The following is a 16,409-nucleotide window of genomic DNA, read 5'->3' as shown; positions in this document are numbered from 1 at the left end:
TTATATCAGTTTTTCCAGATATTTTTTTAAATTCTTATAATTTAAGGCTTTTTCAAACTTTTTCTCATTAATTATTATCGTAGGAGTAGCATTAACTTTAAATTTTTTAACACCATCGATTCGATCATTTAAAACATAATCTTCAATAGCTTTATCAGCTAAGCACTTTTCAAAATTTAAGGTTACACCTTCATCTTCTAAAAACTTCTTTAAATACTTTGTAGCTTCTTCTGGCGTGTTTCCTCTTGCCCATTTTTTTTGGCCTGAAAATAAAATATTTAGCACATTTGCATTGCCATCATTATTGCATTGTCCAATTTTTGAAGCGTTCAATGCTGCAATATCTAGAGGAAAGTGTCTAAATTCAATTCTCACTAAACCTTTTTCTATAAAATCTTTTTTAAGGCTTGGATAAACATTTTTATGAAAGTCTGCACAGTGACCACATGTTAATGACTCATAGGCAATTATTGTGATTTTAGCATTCTTTTCACCTACAGAAATTCTTTTGATAGACTGATTGCCTTCTGCGAGTAGGTTGGTGGCAAAACCAACAAGTATAATAAATAATATTGAAACTATCTTTTTCATCTTTGTTTAAATAATTTAGTTAATTTTAATAATGAATTTTTAATTTTATCATTTTTAATATCATTAATTCTATCTGTATATTTATTATTTGTCACATGATTCTCGTTTTCATCTATCTTTTTAAATTTAGTTTGAGCATCATCAAAACTTATAAATTTTAATTTCTCAACAACTGTATAGCCAAAGAAACTATTCATTTTATCCATTATTTCTTTTTTTGAGTACTCCAAGTCTATTTCATGACCTCTTTTGACCATTACATGTAGAGTGCTAACGCCAAACTTATTAGAATTTTTAAATGATTTTGGGTAACATATTTGAAAAATTTCATTTCCAACGATGTATTTCCAATTATTTAGAGTTTCAGAGAATATGTGACCTTTTTTTTTGATTATTTTTTTAATATTTTTCGGCAAAGTATCCTTAAAAGATCTTAAGCCTTGAATAGTTTTAAACCTCTGCTTAGTATTATTTTTAAATTGCATATGACAAAATCCATACTAACAAAAAAAATTCTTTATTGGTACGATAATAATAAAAGATCATTACCATGGAGAAAAAAAATTTCTCAAGTTAAAAGGGAGTATTACACATTAGTGAGCGAATTTATGTTGCAACAAACACAGGTTGTAACTGTAGTTCCATATTTTAATAATTTCATAAAGGACATTCCTAACCTAAGCTCATTAGCAAGAATTAATGAAGAAAGGCTCTTAAAATATTGGGAGGGGCTAGGTTATTACTCTAGAGTAAGAAATTTAAAAAAGACAGCATTGATATTAAAAAAAAATTTTAAGGGAAGGTTACCCAGTACTATTGAAGAGTTAAAGTTATTACCTGGAATAGGGGAGTATACTGCAAACGCGATAATGGCAATTGGTTTTAATAAGCCATTTATTCCACTAGATGGAAACATTGAAAGAGTAATTAAAAGGTTATTAAACCTAAAGCTAATTAGTGAAGTTTCGAAAGAAAATCTTATTAGTAAAAAAAAAATATTGGGAACCTCAGTTAGGGCAAGCGACTATGCACAAGCCTTAATGGAATTAGGAGCTCTCATTTGTCGACCTAAAAATCCTTTATGTAGTCAATGTCCTTTAACGAAAAATTGTAAATCTTTTAAAATTAATGATTTTGAAATAATAAAAGAAAGAAAAAAAAAGATTGATAAATTTTATTTATTAAAAGTTTATAAAAAAAATAACCAATTTTTATTAGTTAAAAATACTAAATTTAATTTTCTAAAAAATTTAAAAATATTTCCTATGGATGAAATACCCAAACATAATAACTTAGAAAAAGATCTAAACTTTAAAATTTCTAATATAAATATGAATATAATTGTACAATTTACTAAGATAAAAGGATTAATTTTAAACTCTTCTTGGATTGATGGCTCTAAGCTTGACAGCTATACTTTACCAACATTTACTAAGAAGATTTTTAATTATTTAGAAAAAAATCAATGAAAAAAATAGCAATAATAGGTGGTGGAATATCAGGATTATATATTGCAAACCTTCTGAGACAAAATTCAAATTATGAAATCACAGTGTATGAAAAAAATAACACTGTTAACATAGAGAAGGGCTATGGTATTCAACTTTCTGTTAATAGTATTAAGCTATTAAGTAAAATAGGGTTTCAGAACATTAATTTAGAAAATAAATTTCATCCTAATAAAGTAGACTTCTATTCTTTAAAAAATAAAAAGAAGATATGCGATTTAGATATATCAGTTTTTAACATCAGTGAAGCTAAATACACTACACTTCAAAGGTTTGTTTTAATTAATTTTTTAAAAGATCGATTACCGAATAGCTTAATAAACTATAACAAGAAAGTTACGCAAATTGACTATGAGACTGAAAATATTGAGGTAAAATTTGAAAATAACGAGTCAATAAAATGTGATTATTTAATTATATCTGATGGTGTTTTTTCAAAAACAAAATCATTAATTGCTGAAAAAGAAATTAAACCAAGGTATTTTAACTCTGTTGCCTTAAGAGCAACAATAGATAAAAATGATCTTCAAGGAATTGACTCAAGTAATATATCCATATCATTGGGTTCTAACTTGCACTCAGTGTCATACCCAGTTGATAACACAGATGAGTTTAATTTTATCAGTATTTTAAGAAAAAAGCTTAGTTCTAAAGAGTTCTCAGACTACTCTTTGTTTGAGGATAAAGGTTTTATTTCGTCCATTTTATCAGAAATATCAGAACAAGTAGATCCAGATATCATTAAAAATTTAAAAAATATTAGATGCTTTCCAATATTTGTTAGTACCAAGGTGCATCAACCCACAAATAAGAACACATTTCTTATTGGAGATGCTTTTTTTTCCTACCCACCAACTTTTGCACAAGGTGCATCGCAATCAATAGAAGTTGCCCATGAACTATATAAAAATTTAGAAAATGAAAACAATCAATTTAACTTCGAGAGAATTAAAAGAACAAGAATGATTGATTGGAAATCAAAATTTAATTATTTTGCTTTTCATCTATCTCACCCATTAACAATTTGGATTAGAAATATTTTAATGAAATATTTAGTAAAAAATAAAAATTTTATTAATAATTATTTAGGTACAATCTATAAAAATTAATTTTTAGCAATTAATCTTTGTCTTAAATTATCGATAGGAACAGAAACTCCGTTCACAGTACAATGCCAATAAGTCCAACCATTGCAGCTTTCGGAACCAAGTATTGTTGCAGCAACTTTATGAATCGATCCTTCAGCCTGATTATGTTTAATACTTCCATCGGCCATAATTTTAGCAACAATCTTTTTCTTTTGATCAAATATACTTGTTCCAGGTTTTATTATCCCAAGCTCAACTAATGATCCAAAAGGTATCCTGGGTTTAGATCTATTATTTTTAAGAGTGTCTAAAAAATTATCTTCTATAGGTTTTGTACTTTTTAATCTTTCTACAGCAGCTTTAAAATAATCTTTTTCTTTCTCTATACCATAGTAGTTTCTACCTAATTTCTTGGCAACTGTTGCTGTAGTCCCTGATCCTAAAAATGGATCTAGAATCAAGTCACCTTTGTTTGAAGATGATAATAAAACTCTGTGTAGTAAAGATTCAGGTTTTTGAGTAGAATGGACTTTTTTCCCGTTTTTTTTAAGTCTTTCTGCACCATTACAAATAGGTAAATTCCAATCAGATCTCATTTGAAGATCGTCATTTAAACATTTTAAAGATTGGTAATTAAAAGTATATTTTGACTTCTCACTTTTAGATGCCCAAATTAAAGTTTCATGAGCATTGGTAAATCTTGTTCCTCTAAAATTAGGCATTGGATTATTTTTGTTCCAGATAACATCGTTTAAAATCCAGAATCCTAGGTTTTGTATTGCCGTTCCTACTCGAAAAATATTGTGATAACTTCCTATAACCCAAATAGCTCCATCTTTTTTTAAAATTCTTTTACACTCTGAAAGCCAAGCAATTGTAAACTCATCATATTTTTTAAAGCTTTCAAACTGGTCCCATTTATCGTTTACTGCACTCACTTTAGTCCTGTCTGGCCTGGTAAGAGAATTCTTTAATTGTAAATTGTATGGTGGATCAGCAAAAACAAGGTCAAAAGTTTCACTTGGAATTTTTTTTAATTCTTCAAGACTATCACCATTAATAATTTTATTTTTAAAATTGTTTTCCATTTTATATAAAATGATTAGACTCCAAACGGATTCTATGGTCAACCTGTGATTGAATTAAATGGATTCGATTTGTGTTTATAGTTTTTTTAATAACTAGATATTGTGTTGTTACAAGTGAGGCCTATAAAATATCACAAATAGGCGAGAAGGTTTTACGATGATACTTAGTAATACCGAACTTATTAATTGCTCTTAAGTGTTCCTTGGTTCCGTAGCCTGAATTTGTATCCCATCCATATTTATTAAATTGTTTTGAAAGTTTTGTAATAAATCTATCTCTACTGACTTTTGCAATAATTGATGCAGCAGAAATACTAGGGATTTTTTGGTCCCCTTTAATTACATACTCTAGTTTATAATTTTTAAGATAGGGTAGTTTATTGCCATCAACTAAGATAAGAGAAGGTTTTTTATTTAATTTAAGTATAGCTCTTTTCATTGCAAGTAAACTTGCATGCAATATATTTATTGTTTCAATTTCTTTAGTTGATGCTTGCCCTATAGCCCATATAGAATTTTCTTTAATATATCTATCAAGTTCCTCTCTTTTATTTTTAGTTAAACTTTTAGAATCTTTTAATAATTTTTTATTAATAGATTTATTTAATATTACAGCTGCTGCATAAACTGGACCGATTAAGCTACCTCTACCAACTTCATCAACACCAGCCAAAATTTTCATTAGATGTTCAATTTCAAATTAACAATTTTTTGTTTAATTTTTTTTAAGTCTTCCCACGAGTGCTTTTTATTTTCAGGGACTCTTAAAAGGTAAGAAGGGTTAAAAGTAATAATAACATTGTAGGTAGTGTTTTTAACAATTACCTCTTTCCACTTTCCTCTTTCTGTAGAAATTTTACTATTCAAGCCTGTTAATGATTCCATAGCACTACTACCCATAAGGATTATTATTTCTGGTTTAATAATTGAAATCTGTTTTTGCAAAAAATAAGAGTATCTTTTAATTTCAGTGGAGGTAGGCTTTCGGTCTTCGGGTGGTCTAAAATTAACAGCATAAGTAGAATAAATATTTTCTTTTTTAATGTTTATTGCCATTAACATCTTTCTTAAAAGATCTCCAACGTCACCCAAAAAGGTTAAACCAAGATTATCCTCTTCCATCCCTGGGGCCTCTCCAACTAACATTATAGGGCTATTGATATTTCCATCTCCCAAAACTATTTTTTTTGAATTATCTTTTAAGCTACAATCATTAATTGAGTTTATTTGCAGTTTTAATTCATTAAGTTCTTTTTCTTTATCAATCTGGTTAACATCATTCTCTTTTTTTTGATCTTTGGTAGTATTTTTCAACCTATTGATAGGATTTTCGTCAAAAATAAAATTAGATCCAATAGAATTTAGTAGTTCTGAATCATAATTCGTATTTTGATTTATTACTTTTTTAGACATACAATGACCCAATGTTGATAAAGTTTTTTAAATTTGCTTTAATATTATTGTTTTTTCAAAGCCCATTATACTCAAAAAGTGTGACTTTAAACGATTTTAATTCACACCATTTGTCCAATTATTTTTCTGGTATCGTCGCTTATGAGAACAATGATAACTCTCAAGCTTTAAAATTTTTTAAAAAATCAAGGGCTTTAATTAAACAGCATGAGTCTTATCTTGAAAATTATGTATACACGCTTGTGCTTGAGGGTAAAGTTCAGCAAGCTACAAGCGAAATTAAGAAAAATATAACAGATGGTAATTCTAATTTTTTTGAAGCTCATTTAATTCTAGCTTTAGATAGCCTTAAGAGAAAAAATTATAAAAGAAGTAAAGAACACTTGCAACGTTCTTATAACTTTATCAACAATGATAGGCTTTCACTAATAATAGCAGAAACATTGAAACAATATCTGCATGTTTTTGAGAAAAATGAAATTTCAAAAATAAAAAATAAATTTGGAAATTTTTCCTTCATTAATGAGGTTTTTCAAAGATGTTATTTGAATGATAAAAATACCAGGGTTTACTTTGATAAACTGGTTAATTCAAAAGATGGTGTAGACTACACAAGATATATATATTTTTACTTAAATTATTTGATTGAAAATGATGGATATGAAGAGGCAAAAAATATTACTGCTAATATAGATTATTTGAATTCACCTTTACTTATTTCACAGGGAAAAAAGTGGATTGAAGATCAAATGCTAGAAGAATTTAAAAAAATATTTTCATGTAATAACACCACAGATATAATTAGTGAGTTTTTTTTCTTAGTATCCAACCTTTACTCGTCCCAAAATGACTATGAAAATTCTAATTTTTATTTAAATATATCTCATTACTTAAATCCTAAGTTTAAATTTAATTTATCATTATTAGTGGAAAATCATTATCTTAATAAAGACTATGCAAAAACTTTAAAAATTTTAGAATCTTTTAATAAAAAAGATGAGTTTTATTATTGGTTTAAATTAAAAAAAGAAGCACAAATAATTTCTAAATTAAAAAATAAAGATAAATCTTTAGATTTTATTAACTTAAATTTTAAAAAAATTAAAAACCCCTCAATAAAAATAATTTTTGATATTGCAAATTTTAATAAAAATGCAAAAAAATATAAAGAGGCTATAAGATATTATGATCAAATTATTTCAAAAATTGACATTAACTCACAACTATATGCAGAAATTTTATATAGAAGAGGAGGCAGTTATGAGAGATTAGCTGATTATGTTAGTTCAGATAAGGACTTATTAAAATCTCTAGAAGTTAATCCAGACGATGCATATGTGTTAAATTACTTAGCTTATTCTTGGTTAGAACGAGAATATAAAATAGATCTCTCTCTTCAAATGCTCGAAAAGGCTTACGCTAAAAGAAGCAACGACCCTTATATAATTGATTCAATAGGTTGGGCTTACTATTTAATTAATGATTATGAAAAGGCAGAAAACTTTCTAAAGAGAGCAGTTGAATTAATGCCAGAAGATCCAATTGTAAATGATCATTATGGCGATATTCTTTGGAAGTTAGATAGAAAAATCCAGGCAAGATATTTTTGGAAAAATGTTTTAAATTTAGAAGAGACAGAAGATAAAATGAAAAAAATCATTAAAGGAAAATTGATCGAAGGTTTAAGTAATTCTTAATATATGAATAGTTTTAAGATCAAATCTTACGCTAAGATAAATCTTGCACTAAATGTAACTGGCAAAAAAACAAAACTACATAAAATTGAAACTTTGATTTCCTTTATAGATTTATATGATTTAATTCACTTAAAAAAAATTAAAAAAGAAAATCATAAAATAATTTTTAAAGGAAAGTTTTCTAAAAATATTGGTAAAATAAATACAGTTGCAAATTTACTGAAATTGTTAGATAAAAAAAATTTACTTAATAGTCAAAAATTTGAGATTAAAGTTATTAAAAATATACCTCAAGAAGCTGGAATGGGTGGTGGCTCAATGAATGCTGCTAGTTTAATTAATTTTTTTATTAATCAAAAAATATTAAAGATAAAAAAAAATGAATTAATAAAGCTAACAAGCCAGATTAGTTCCGACGTTATTTTAGGAATAAAACCAACTATTGCAATTCTGTCACATAATGGAAAATTAAAGAAATATAATAAAGATATCAGACTTCATACATTAGTTGTAAAACCCAGTTTTGGCTGTTCAACTAAATACATTTACTCAAAAGTAAAATCATTCTCCAATCCTCAATTTAGCTTTCCCAAGTTAAAAATGTTTGAGGTGAAATATCTTAAAACTTTGAATAATGATCTCGAAAAAATAGCCTTTAAAAAATACCCAAAACTTAAAAAAATTAAATTATTCTTATCAAACACACACAACAATATGTTTGTTAGAATGTCGGGATCTGGCTCGTCAATCGTAGCCTATTTTGATTCTAAGAGGTCGTGTGGTAATGCATATAGTCAATTTAAAAGGAAATTCAGTAGTCATTGGTGTATTGCATCAAAAACTATATAATTTTTTTTTTTTATGATATATGAAATTAATATTGGCCCATGGTGAAGTGGTATCACATCTGTTTTTGGTACAGAGATCCGAGGTTCGAATCCTTGTGGGCCAGCCATATATGAATAACTTATTAGATAAAATTTTTTTCAGATCCAAAAATCTTAATTATATAAATTTAGGATTTAAGGATATTAAAAACAATACTGAAGTAGAGCAAATATTCAGTGCCATTCATTCTTTTTCTAAAAATAGTGAAATTAGATATGTTGGTGGGTGTGTTAGAAAAATTATTAATAAAGAAAAAGTTGACGATATAGATTTGGCTGTAAATTTAAAACCAAAAGATGTTTGTAATGCGCTTAGTAAAAAAAATATTAAATATTATGAAAGTGGAATAGAGCACGGAACAATTACAGCGTTAATAAATAACATTAAGTTTGAAATAACATCGTTACGAAAAGATGTTGATACTGATGGAAGACATGCAAAAGTTGAGTTTTCAGATAATTGGAAAGAAGATGCCTCTAGAAGAGATTTTACTATAAATTCTATTTATGCAGATATTGAGGGCAGTCTATTTGATCCTTTTGAAGGCAAAAAAGATCTAGAAAATGGAAAAGTTAACTTTATTGGAGATATAGAGGCAAGGATTAAGGAAGACTACCTTAGAGTATTAAGATATATTAGATTCTTTCTCAATTACTCCAAAGATAAACACAACCCTAAAATTATTAACATAATAAAAAAAAAATCTAAGTGGTGTTTCGTCAATTTCTTCTGAAAGATTATTAGATGAATTTCAAAAACTATTAAAATCTGAAGGTTTTTCAAAATTAATTAAAGATCAAGATTCTTTAGAAATTATAAATCTTATCTATCCTCAACTCAAAAACATTTACATATTCAATAAATTAAATAGCTTTGCTAAGAAGAGTTTCTCTAGAGTAGATTTCATCTTCTTATTATCATTATTAGTTATTGATGGGACTGATAATGTGGATTATTTTATATATAAATTTAATTTATCTAAAAAAGATAAAAAAAGACTTTTATTTATAAATAAGTTTTATTCAGAAAAATTTAATAACAAAACTTTTTTAGAAAAAAATTTAAATAAAATTTTTTATTTTAATGGAAAAGAAGCATTAATGGATATTATTTATTTTAAAATTTTTAAATCACGTAAGGAAGACAATAAATTAATAAAATTGATTAAAGTTTTCAAAGAAAAAGAAATTCCAATAATGCCTTTTAAAGCAAATATGTTGATAGAAAAATATCAAGTTTCAGAAGGAAAAGAATTGGGAAAAAAACTAAAAGCAATTGAGGAAGCTTGGGCTAATAATAATTTCAATATTTCAGAAAAAGAAATTCAAAAAATAGTAAGTAATTAAACGTATTTAACGTCTTTTATTTCAAAATTCTTTACACCAGCGGGAGTTTTTATTTCAACTAAATCATCTTTATTTTTCCCTATTAATCCTTTGCCTATCGGTGATTGAAAAAATATTAATTTCTTTTGTAAATCTGCCTCATCTCTTCCTACAATTTTATAGGTAATCTTTTCTTTAGTATCAAGATTTTCTAAATCTATTGTTGAGCCAAAAATAACTTTTCCATCATTACTCATTTTTGTAACATCTATTACATTTGCTCTAGCGATAATGTCATTAATTTGAGCTATTCTTCCCTCGTTATGTGATTGCTCTTCTTTAGCAGCGTGATATTCAGCATTTTCTTTTAAATCACCATGAGATCTTGCTTCAGAAATAGCAGCAACTATTTTTGGGCGTTTTTTTTCTTTTAAAAAAATTAGCTCTTCTTTTAAAACCTCAAGTCCAGCAGTTGTTATTGGTTCTTTTTCCATTTTAATTCCATTTTGCTATTGGCGGTAAAGACATTAAAATACCCTCGACATTACCTCCGGTTTGTAGTCCAAATTTTGTTCCTCTATCATAGAGTAAATTAAATTCAGCATATCTTCCTCTTTTAATATACTGTAATTCTTTTTCTTTTACAGTCCATTTTTTTTTGTACTTCGATTTTATTATTAAATTAAACAACGTTTGAAAAGTAACTCCTAAATCAGATATGAATTTGAAATCTTTTTCCCAACTATTTTTTTTATAATCAAAAAAAATACCACCAATACCCCTGGTTTCTTTTCGGTGGGGAAGATAAAAATATTCATCACACCATTTTTTATATTTTTTATAATATTTTTTATTGTGACGATCGCACATTTTTTTTAATTCTTTATGAACTAAAGTCTTTTCTTTATTGTCTACGATGCATGGTGTTACGTCCATCCCACCACCAAACCAACCATGTGTTGTGTAGATAAATCTTGTATTAAAATGGATTGCAGGAACGTAAGGATTGTTCATATGCATCACAACAGAAATTCCCGAGGCCCAAAAATCTGGACTTTTATTTGCTCCTGGAATTTTTCCCAACATTTCTTTAGAGAATTTTCCATATACTTCAGAAAAATTTACACCTACTTTTTCAAAAACTTTTCCATTCTTTAAAATTCTAAATTCACCACCACCCTCATCTTTAAATTTACTTCTATTCCATGTTTTAGATTTAAATTTTATTTTTTTATTTTCTATTTTTTCAATGTCATCACAAATAACATTTTGTAATAATTTGAACCAATTAGAAGCAAGTTTTTTTTTAATTTCTTTATCCATTATTTTGTGAAGTTAGTTTGTCTTAAATTTTCAGATAGAATTATAGCAACTGAAGAAGCTATGTTTAAAGATCTTTTATTAGTCATCATAGGTATTTTCAATTTGTATTTAATCGAATTATGAACATTCTCAGGTACCCCAGCGCTTTCTCTTCCAAATAACAGTGTATCATTACTTTCAAACTTAAATTTTGCATAAGATTCAGCCGATTTTGTTGTTAATAATATTATCCTTTGACCTTCTTTTGACTTAAAAAATTCCTTTGAGTTTTGATAAAATTTTATTAGTTTTTCATCCATATAGTCCATAACAACTCTTTTAAATCTTTTATCACTAAATAAAAATCCACATGGCTCAATAATTTCTAAGTCAGCACCAAGACACGCACAGGTTCTAATAATTGCAGCTGTATTTTGGGGAATATCTGGCTCATACAAGGCTATTTTAGGTCTTAAAGTCATAGTTTGTGTGTCATTGTTTCAGTAGAAAAAAAACTTTTTTCTTATATGAAATCATATATTAGATAACAATATACAAAAAATAAAAGATGTCTGAAAAAAAACCTGAAAGAAGAGAATTTTTATTTACAGCCTCGTATGCTGTTGGTGCTGTTGGGGTAGGAGCGGTTGTTTGGCCTTTAATTGACCAAATGAACCCAGATGCTTCAGTAAAGGCATTGGCCAGCACAGAAGTTGATGTTAGTTCAGTTCAACCTGGAAAGACAATCACAGTCCTTTGGAGAGGAAAACCAGTTTTTATTAAAAGAAGAACATCTGAAGAAATAGCAGAAGCAAAAGCCGTTAAGATGGAAGATTTAAAAGACCCAGAGAAAGATGAAGATAGAGCAAAAAATCCAGAGTGGCTTGTGATGGTTGGTGTTTGTACTCACTTAGGATGTGTGCCTTTAAATGATAAAGGAGATTACAATGGTTGGTTCTGTCCTTGCCATGGCTCACACTATGATACATCGGGAAGAATTAGAAAAGGTCCTGCACCCACAAACATGGAAGTTCCAAAATATGAATTTGTTAATAGCAACACAATTAAAATCGGATAGTAAATAATTATGAGTGATCACGAGTACGTCCCCAGTTCAAAATTTGGAAAATGGTTTAATGATAGGCTTCCACTTTTAACACTTGCTAGTCATTTAACTGATTATCCAACACCAAAAAATTTAAATTACTGGTGGACATTTGGTGGGATTTTAACTTTTTGCTTAATAACACAAATCGTGACTGGCTTAACGCTGGCAATGCACTACATAGCTCACGCTGATTTAGCCTTTGAAAGTGTTGAGCATATCATGAGAGATGTAAACTATGGTTGGTTAATAAGATATATTCACGCAAACGGTGCTTCAATGTTTTTCTTAGCAGTCTATATTCATATATTTAGATCTTTATTTTATGGATCTTATAAATCTCCGAGAGAAATTATTTGGATTATTGGGATAATAATTTACCTTTTAATGATGGCAGCTGCATTTATGGGTTATGTTCTTCCATGGGGACAGATGAGTTTCTGGGGCGCAACAGTTATTACAAATCTTTTCAGCGCCATACCTTTAGTTGGTGTTGGAATAGTTGAGTGGTTGTGGGGAGGATATTCCGTAGACAATCCAACTTTGACAAGGTTTTTTACACTTCATTATTTAATACCATTTTTAATTTTAGGTTTAGTAGTTCTTCATATTTGGGCGTTACACGTTCCTGGAAACAACAATCCAGTAGGGATTGATGTTAAAAAACCCTCTAAGGACACAGTACCATTTCATCCATATATAGTTATCAAAGATGCTTTTGCATTATTAATGTTTGTGATTGTCTTTGCTTTTTTTGTATTTTATTCGCCAAATATATTGGGTCATGCAGATAATTATATTGAAGCAAACCCAATGGTAACACCTGCTCATATTGTTCCAGAGTGGTATCTATTGCCTTTTTATGCAATCTTAAGGTCAGTTCCTGATAAATTAATGGGAGTAGTTGCAATGCTGTCAGCAATTTTAATTTTAGCAGCACTGCCGTGGTTAGATACTTCAAAAATTAGGTCAGCTGTATTTAGACCTCTTTACAAACAGTTTTATTGGATACTAGTAGTGGATGTATTAATTCTAGGTTATGTGGGTGCAATGCCAGCTGAAGGTTTGTATTTACTGATTGCTAGAATTGCCACAGCTTACTACTTTATTCATTTTTTAATAATCTTACCGGTATTAGGATTTAAAGAAAAAACTATACCTCTACCTTTAAGTATTACAGAACCAGTACTTGGAGGAATGCCAATGGCATCAGCTGTTAAAAAAAAAGAAAGTTTAAATTAATTAAGTGAAAAATATTTTAAAAATTAGTTATTCGATTATTTTTTTATTAGCAGGAACTTTTACAGTTAATTCTGCAGAAAAAGTTGATCTTTTAAAAACAGATTGGAGTTTTAAGGGATTATTTGGAAAATTTGATAGGGGGGCCTTGCAAAGAGGCTACCAGGTTTATTCAGAAGTTTGTGCTGGCTGTCATTCAATGAAATATGTAAGTTATAGAAACCTATTTGAACCAGGCGGACCAGAATTTACTGAAGAACAAGCAAAAGCTATAGCTGCAAGTTTTGAAGTTACAGATGGACCAAATAATGATGGAGAAATGTTTGTAAGGCCCGCTAAGTTATCTGATAAATTTGTCATGCCCTTTGAAAATGTTAAAGCAGCTCAAGCAGCAAATGGAGGAGCTTATCCACCTGATATGTCAGTATTAGCAAAAGCTCGAAGTGGTGGAGTTGATTATATTTATTCAGTACTTTTAGGTTATGAAGATCCACCCAGTGACGCAACGCTTGATGATGGGGTTTACTATAATAAATATATGTATGGTAATAAAATTAAGATGTCACAACCTTTAATGAATGATGCAGTTGAATATAGTGATGGTACAAAAGCTACAGAAGAACAAATGGCAAAAGATGTTACAACATTCTTAATGTGGGCTGCAGAACCACATTTAGAAGCAAGACATAAAATGGGCTTTAAGGCTATTTTATATTTAATTATTTTAACTATTCTGGTTTACTTTAGTATGAAGAAAATTTGGTCACGTATTGAATCTGAAGTTTAATATATCACCATCTTTAACAATATAATCTTTTCCTTCAAGTCTCATTTTTCCATTAGTCTTGGAATTTACCCAACCTTGATTTGCTATGAAATCTTCGTATGCAATTGTTTCAGCTCTAATAAAGCCTTTTTCAAAATCAGTATGTATTTCACCAGCCGCTTTTGGTGCAGTACAATTTTTTTGGATAGTCCAGGCTCTAGTTTCTTCAGGTCCGGATGTAAAGTAAGTGTCTAACTCTAAAATATTATAACCCTTTTGAATCAACATATTTAAACCAGTTCTTTTTAATCCAATCATCTCCATATAATTTTCTTTTTCTTCATTTTCTAATTGATTTATTTGGTTCTCAATATCGGCTGAAACTATTAAGGTATTTTTTTCACCAAATTTATCAATAAAAGCTTGTGTATATTTATTTCCATTTTGAACACTTGCTTCATCAACGTTACATACAAAAATTTTAGGCTTTAAAGACAATAAACCACTTTGGTTTATTAATTTTTTGTCAAATTGTTCATAAAGTATTTGAATATCTTTAGAATTATTTATGCAGTCAGAAGCAATTTCTAATATCTTTAATTGTTCCTCATCTACATTTTTCTTATTATTTTTTTCCAATCTTTTTTGTATTGATTCAAGGTCTGCCAACATCATTTCTGTTTCAATAATTTCTAAATCTCTGATTGGATCAACAGTTGGGTTCACATTTTGAATATCATCAGAGTCAAAACATCTGATCATATGAATGACTGCATCGACTTCTCTTATATGGGATAAGAATTTATTCCCTAAGCCTTCACCTTTAGAGGCGCCCTCTACTAGTCCTGCTATATCCACAAACTCAATAGTGGTATTAATTTTTTTTTTTGATTTTGATATTTCTACCAATTTATCTAGTCTTTCATCTGGTACAGGAACAACACCAACATTTGGCTCAATAGTACAAAAAGGAAAGTTAGCAGCCTGTGCTTTGCTAGAATTTGTTAGCGCGTTAAATAAAGTAGATTTACCAACATTAGGCAACCCAACAATTCCACACTTAAAACTCATTATTTATTATTTACTGTGCTTGCAAATAAATCTAATTTTTTATCAATTAATATAGGCATTGAATCAATAATATTATTTGTAATTTTTTCTAATTGTAACATTTCATCTTCGTCAAAATCTTTTAACACATGATCTGAAACGTCAGCTTTGGTTTTTGGTCTTCCAATTCCAATTCTTACTCTTGAGTAGTCTTTTCCTATAAATTTATCTATAGATTCAATTCCATTATGTCCTGCACTAGATCCTGCAAATTTTGCTTTTACTTTACCAAATTCAATATCAAGATCATCATGAAATACGATGACATCTTCTGCATCAATTTTAAAGTATTCAATTAATTCTCTTATGCAAATTCCAGAATTATTCATAAAAGTCAGAGGCTTTATTGCATAAACTTTTTTATCTTCAATATTTCCAGTAGTTAATAGGCCTTTAAATTTTGGCTTCTGTTTAGACAGGCCAAATTTTTGATTAAGAGCATCAATTAACTTAAAGCCAATATTGTGTCTATTATTTTCACTATTGGGTGTGGGGTTTCCTAAACCTACAAATAGAAGCATAATTTTTTAAGATCGTATCTAGGAATTTTCACTATAATAAATTTATTATTTTTTTTCTTCAGGAGCTTTTTTGTCTTCACCTTCTTTTTTATCTCCATCAGTCACTGGAGCAGCATCTTTGCCATCTGCAGCTGCTTCATCTGTTGCTTCTGCTTCAGCTGGTTTTTCTGGCTCTTTCATAACAGTAGGAGCTGCCAATGTTGCAATTACAAAATCTCTTCCAATAATTGTTGGTGTAACACCATCTTCTAGTTTAACTGAAGATATTTTAAAACTTTCTCCAATTTCAATTCCTTCAAGGTCGATTATAATTGCTTCAGGAATTTTTTCACTAGGGCATTTTAATTCAATTTTTCTTCTAACTATATTTAATACTCCTCCTCTTTTTAAGCCTGGAGACGTTTCATGATTAATGAATTGTACAGGGACTTCTATTCTAATTTTTACACCAGGAACGACTCTAAGAAAGTCAATATGAGTTGGCTCATCAGAGATTACATTATATGTGATTTCTCTTGGTAAAACATTTTGAGGCTTACCATCCAAGTTAAGAGTTATAATATTAGATAAAAAGTTTTCTTTTGCAATTAAGGTTTTAAGAGTTTTTTTTAAAACAGTAACTTTTTGATTTTCTTCTGTTCCACCATAAATTATACCCGGAATATTACCAGCTAGTCTTAGAGATCTAACATCTCCTTTTGATTGAGTATTTCTAGTATTTGCTTCAAGTGAATTCATAAAAGAAGGTTTTCTAGCTCAAGTTCTTCA

20 protein-coding genes, 1 tRNA gene and 1 pseudogene are annotated in these 16,409 nt (G+C 28.6%); 11 read left to right on the top strand and 11 right to left on the bottom strand.

The window, feature by feature from the left end:
* Nucleotides 1–591, bottom strand: a complete 591-nt coding sequence (locus tag ABXT58_RS05830) for a DsbA family protein (RefSeq protein ID WP_415303728.1) — start codon at nt 589–591, stop codon at nt 1–3.
* Nucleotides 588–1,076 carry a DUF721 domain-containing protein gene (locus tag ABXT58_RS05825; protein WP_415303727.1) on the bottom strand — a complete coding sequence of 163 codons (489 nt, stop codon included), beginning with the start codon at nt 1,074–1,076 and terminating at the stop codon, nt 588–590. The genes ABXT58_RS05830 and ABXT58_RS05825 overlap by 4 nt, the downstream gene beginning before the upstream one ends.
* Here ABXT58_RS05825 and ABXT58_RS05820 point away from each other — a divergent pair, their 5' ends adjacent.
* Nucleotides 1,077–2,060, top strand: coding sequence for an A/G-specific adenine glycosylase (locus ABXT58_RS05820; RefSeq protein ID WP_415303726.1), 984 nt, complete (start codon nt 1,077–1,079; stop codon nt 2,058–2,060).
* Complete coding sequence (locus ABXT58_RS05815) at nt 2,057–3,208, top strand: FAD-dependent monooxygenase (protein ID WP_415303725.1); 1,152 nt, start codon at nt 2,057–2,059, stop codon at nt 3,206–3,208. Before ABXT58_RS05820 ends, ABXT58_RS05815 begins: the two co-directional genes overlap by 4 nt.
* On the opposite strand, the gene ABXT58_RS05810 is transcribed toward ABXT58_RS05815, so the two are convergent.
* The 3 genes from ABXT58_RS05810 to ABXT58_RS05800 all read right to left on the bottom strand — a co-directional run bounded on the left by ABXT58_RS05810 (nt 3,205) and on the right by ABXT58_RS05800 (nt 5,688).
* A complete protein-coding gene (locus tag ABXT58_RS05810) occupies nt 3,205–4,275 on the bottom strand; it encodes a site-specific DNA-methyltransferase (RefSeq protein WP_415303724.1) in 1,071 nt (356 codons plus the stop codon). The genes ABXT58_RS05815 and ABXT58_RS05810 overlap by 4 nt on opposite strands.
* Nucleotides 4,276–4,396: 121 nt before the next feature.
* A complete protein-coding gene (locus tag ABXT58_RS05805; protein ID WP_415303723.1) occupies nt 4,397–4,957 on the bottom strand; it encodes a ribonuclease HII in 561 nt (186 codons plus the stop codon).
* Entirely contained in the window at nt 4,957–5,688 is a 732-nt protein-coding gene (locus ABXT58_RS05800; RefSeq protein ID WP_415303722.1) for a uracil-DNA glycosylase, read from the bottom strand. Before ABXT58_RS05800 ends, ABXT58_RS05805 begins: the two co-directional genes overlap by 1 nt.
* An 80-nt stretch (nt 5,689–5,768) precedes the next feature.
* Between ABXT58_RS05800 and ABXT58_RS05795 the strand changes: the two genes are divergently transcribed.
* The 6 genes and pseudogenes from ABXT58_RS05795 to ABXT58_RS05770 all read left to right on the top strand — a co-directional run bounded on the left by ABXT58_RS05795 (nt 5,769) and on the right by ABXT58_RS05770 (nt 9,619).
* Nucleotides 5,769–7,385 (top strand): hypothetical protein, encoded by a 1,617-nt coding sequence (locus tag ABXT58_RS05795; protein WP_415303721.1) that lies wholly within the window; start codon nt 5,769–5,771, stop codon nt 7,383–7,385.
* 3 nt (nt 7,386–7,388) lie between these two features.
* Nucleotides 7,389–8,234: a 4-(cytidine 5'-diphospho)-2-C-methyl-D-erythritol kinase gene (locus ABXT58_RS05790; protein WP_415303720.1), complete on the top strand. Its 846-nt coding sequence runs from the start codon at nt 7,389–7,391 to the stop codon at nt 8,232–8,234.
* Nucleotides 8,235–8,266: 32 nt separating this feature from the next.
* A tRNA-Gln gene (locus tag ABXT58_RS05785) sits at nt 8,267–8,340 on the top strand.
* A gap of 3 nt (nt 8,341–8,343) precedes the next feature.
* Entirely contained in the window at nt 8,344–9,006 is a 663-nt protein-coding gene (locus ABXT58_RS05780; RefSeq protein ID WP_415303719.1) for a hypothetical protein, read from the top strand.
* Nucleotides 8,996–9,058 (top strand): annotated as a pseudogene (locus ABXT58_RS05775) (hypothetical protein); the annotation flags it as partial. The gene ABXT58_RS05780 and the pseudogene ABXT58_RS05775, both read left to right, overlap by 11 nt.
* A gap of 162 nt (nt 9,059–9,220) precedes the next feature.
* A complete protein-coding gene (locus ABXT58_RS05770) occupies nt 9,221–9,619 on the top strand; it encodes a hypothetical protein (RefSeq protein WP_415303718.1) in 399 nt (132 codons plus the stop codon).
* On the opposite strand, the gene greA is transcribed toward ABXT58_RS05770, so the two are convergent.
* Genes greA through ABXT58_RS05755 form a run of 3 tightly spaced genes read right to left on the bottom strand, consistent with a single transcriptional unit; the run spans nt 9,616 to nt 11,382 of the window.
* The gene (gene greA / locus ABXT58_RS05765; protein WP_415303717.1) at nt 9,616–10,092 is read right to left on the bottom strand and encodes a transcription elongation factor GreA; all 477 of its coding nucleotides are present in this window, start codon (nt 10,090–10,092) and stop codon (nt 9,616–9,618) included. The genes ABXT58_RS05770 and greA overlap by 4 nt on opposite strands.
* Before the next feature lies 1 nt (nt 10,093).
* Nucleotides 10,094–10,921, bottom strand: a complete 828-nt coding sequence (hemF, locus tag ABXT58_RS05760; RefSeq protein WP_415303716.1) for an oxygen-dependent coproporphyrinogen oxidase — start codon at nt 10,919–10,921, stop codon at nt 10,094–10,096.
* Nucleotides 10,921–11,382: a tRNA (cytidine(34)-2'-O)-methyltransferase gene (locus tag ABXT58_RS05755; RefSeq protein WP_415303715.1), complete on the bottom strand. Its 462-nt coding sequence runs from the start codon at nt 11,380–11,382 to the stop codon at nt 10,921–10,923. The genes hemF and ABXT58_RS05755 overlap by 1 nt, the downstream gene beginning before the upstream one ends.
* An 86-nt stretch (nt 11,383–11,468) precedes the next feature.
* On the opposite strand from ABXT58_RS05755, the gene petA reads away from it, so the two are divergent.
* The 3 genes from petA to ABXT58_RS05740 are packed head-to-tail and all read left to right on the top strand — an operon-like array spanning nt 11,469 to nt 14,031.
* On the top strand, nt 11,469–11,978 hold the full coding sequence (gene petA, locus ABXT58_RS05750) for a ubiquinol-cytochrome c reductase iron-sulfur subunit (protein ID WP_415303714.1): 510 nt from the start codon (nt 11,469–11,471) through the stop codon (nt 11,976–11,978).
* Nucleotides 11,979–11,987: 9 nt separating this feature from the next.
* Complete coding sequence (locus ABXT58_RS05745; protein ID WP_415303713.1) at nt 11,988–13,247, top strand: cytochrome b; 1,260 nt, start codon at nt 11,988–11,990, stop codon at nt 13,245–13,247.
* Nucleotides 13,248–13,251: 4 nt separating this feature from the next.
* Nucleotides 13,252–14,031, top strand: a complete 780-nt coding sequence (locus ABXT58_RS05740) for a cytochrome c1 (protein ID WP_415303712.1) — start codon at nt 13,252–13,254, stop codon at nt 14,029–14,031.
* Here the strand turns inward: ABXT58_RS05740 and ychF are convergent.
* The 3 genes from ychF to ABXT58_RS05725 are packed head-to-tail and all read right to left on the bottom strand — an operon-like array spanning nt 14,008 to nt 16,379.
* Nucleotides 14,008–15,081, bottom strand: coding sequence for a redox-regulated ATPase YchF (ychF, locus tag ABXT58_RS05735; protein ID WP_415278024.1), 1,074 nt, complete (start codon nt 15,079–15,081; stop codon nt 14,008–14,010). The two genes, ABXT58_RS05740 and ychF, sit on opposite strands and share 24 nt — an antisense overlap.
* Nucleotides 15,081–15,641, bottom strand: a complete 561-nt coding sequence (gene pth, locus ABXT58_RS05730; protein ID WP_415303711.1) for an aminoacyl-tRNA hydrolase — start codon at nt 15,639–15,641, stop codon at nt 15,081–15,083. Before pth ends, ychF begins: the two co-directional genes overlap by 1 nt.
* Before the next feature lie 45 nt (nt 15,642–15,686).
* Entirely contained in the window at nt 15,687–16,379 is a 693-nt protein-coding gene (locus ABXT58_RS05725) for a 50S ribosomal protein L25/general stress protein Ctc (RefSeq protein ID WP_415303710.1), read from the bottom strand.
* Nucleotides 16,380–16,409 lie beyond the last annotated feature (30 nt).

Origin of the sequence: Candidatus Pelagibacter sp. Uisw_090 (assembly GCF_047717845.1) — a bacterium.
In the GTDB taxonomy this organism is placed as follows: Bacteria; Pseudomonadota; Alphaproteobacteria; order Pelagibacterales; family Pelagibacteraceae; genus Pelagibacter.
This window is presented reverse-complemented; position numbering and strand designations above follow the sequence as displayed.

Bases quoted from the DNA above. Each gene is read 5' to 3' on its own strand.
- ABXT58_RS05805 (WP_415303723.1), bottom strand. From the start codon at position 4,957: ATGAAAATTTTGGCTGGTGTTGATGAAGTTGGTAGAGGTAGCTTAATC.
- ABXT58_RS05830 (WP_415303728.1), bottom strand. From the start codon at position 591: ATGAAAAAGATAGTTTCAATATTATTTATTATACTTGTTGGTTTTGCC.
- ABXT58_RS05825 (WP_415303727.1), bottom strand. From the start codon at position 1,076: ATGCAATTTAAAAATAATACTAAGCAGAGGTTTAAAACTATTCAAGGC.
- petA (WP_415303714.1), top strand. From the start codon at position 11,469: ATGTCTGAAAAAAAACCTGAAAGAAGAGAATTTTTATTTACAGCCTCG.
- ychF (WP_415278024.1), bottom strand. From the start codon at position 15,081: ATGAGTTTTAAGTGTGGAATTGTTGGGTTGCCTAATGTTGGTAAATCT.
- ABXT58_RS05780 (WP_415303719.1), top strand. From the start codon at position 8,344: ATGAATAACTTATTAGATAAAATTTTTTTCAGATCCAAAAATCTTAAT.
- ABXT58_RS05800 (WP_415303722.1), bottom strand. From the start codon at position 5,688: ATGTCTAAAAAAGTAATAAATCAAAATACGAATTATGATTCAGAACTA.
- ABXT58_RS05810 (WP_415303724.1), bottom strand. From the start codon at position 4,275: ATGGAAAACAATTTTAAAAATAAAATTATTAATGGTGATAGTCTTGAA.
- ABXT58_RS05815 (WP_415303725.1), top strand. From the start codon at position 2,057: ATGAAAAAAATAGCAATAATAGGTGGTGGAATATCAGGATTATATATT.
- ABXT58_RS05725 (WP_415303710.1), bottom strand. From the start codon at position 16,379: ATGAATTCACTTGAAGCAAATACTAGAAATACTCAATCAAAAGGAGAT.
- pth (WP_415303711.1), bottom strand. From the start codon at position 15,641: ATGCTTCTATTTGTAGGTTTAGGAAACCCCACACCCAATAGTGAAAAT.
- hemF (WP_415303716.1), bottom strand. From the start codon at position 10,921: ATGGATAAAGAAATTAAAAAAAAACTTGCTTCTAATTGGTTCAAATTA.
- greA (WP_415303717.1), bottom strand. From the start codon at position 10,092: ATGGAAAAAGAACCAATAACAACTGCTGGACTTGAGGTTTTAAAAGAA.
- ABXT58_RS05820 (WP_415303726.1), top strand. From the start codon at position 1,077: ATGACAAAATCCATACTAACAAAAAAAATTCTTTATTGGTACGATAAT.
- ABXT58_RS05790 (WP_415303720.1), top strand. From the start codon at position 7,389: ATGAATAGTTTTAAGATCAAATCTTACGCTAAGATAAATCTTGCACTA.
- ABXT58_RS05755 (WP_415303715.1), bottom strand. From the start codon at position 11,382: ATGACTTTAAGACCTAAAATAGCCTTGTATGAGCCAGATATTCCCCAA.
- ABXT58_RS05745 (WP_415303713.1), top strand. From the start codon at position 11,988: ATGAGTGATCACGAGTACGTCCCCAGTTCAAAATTTGGAAAATGGTTT.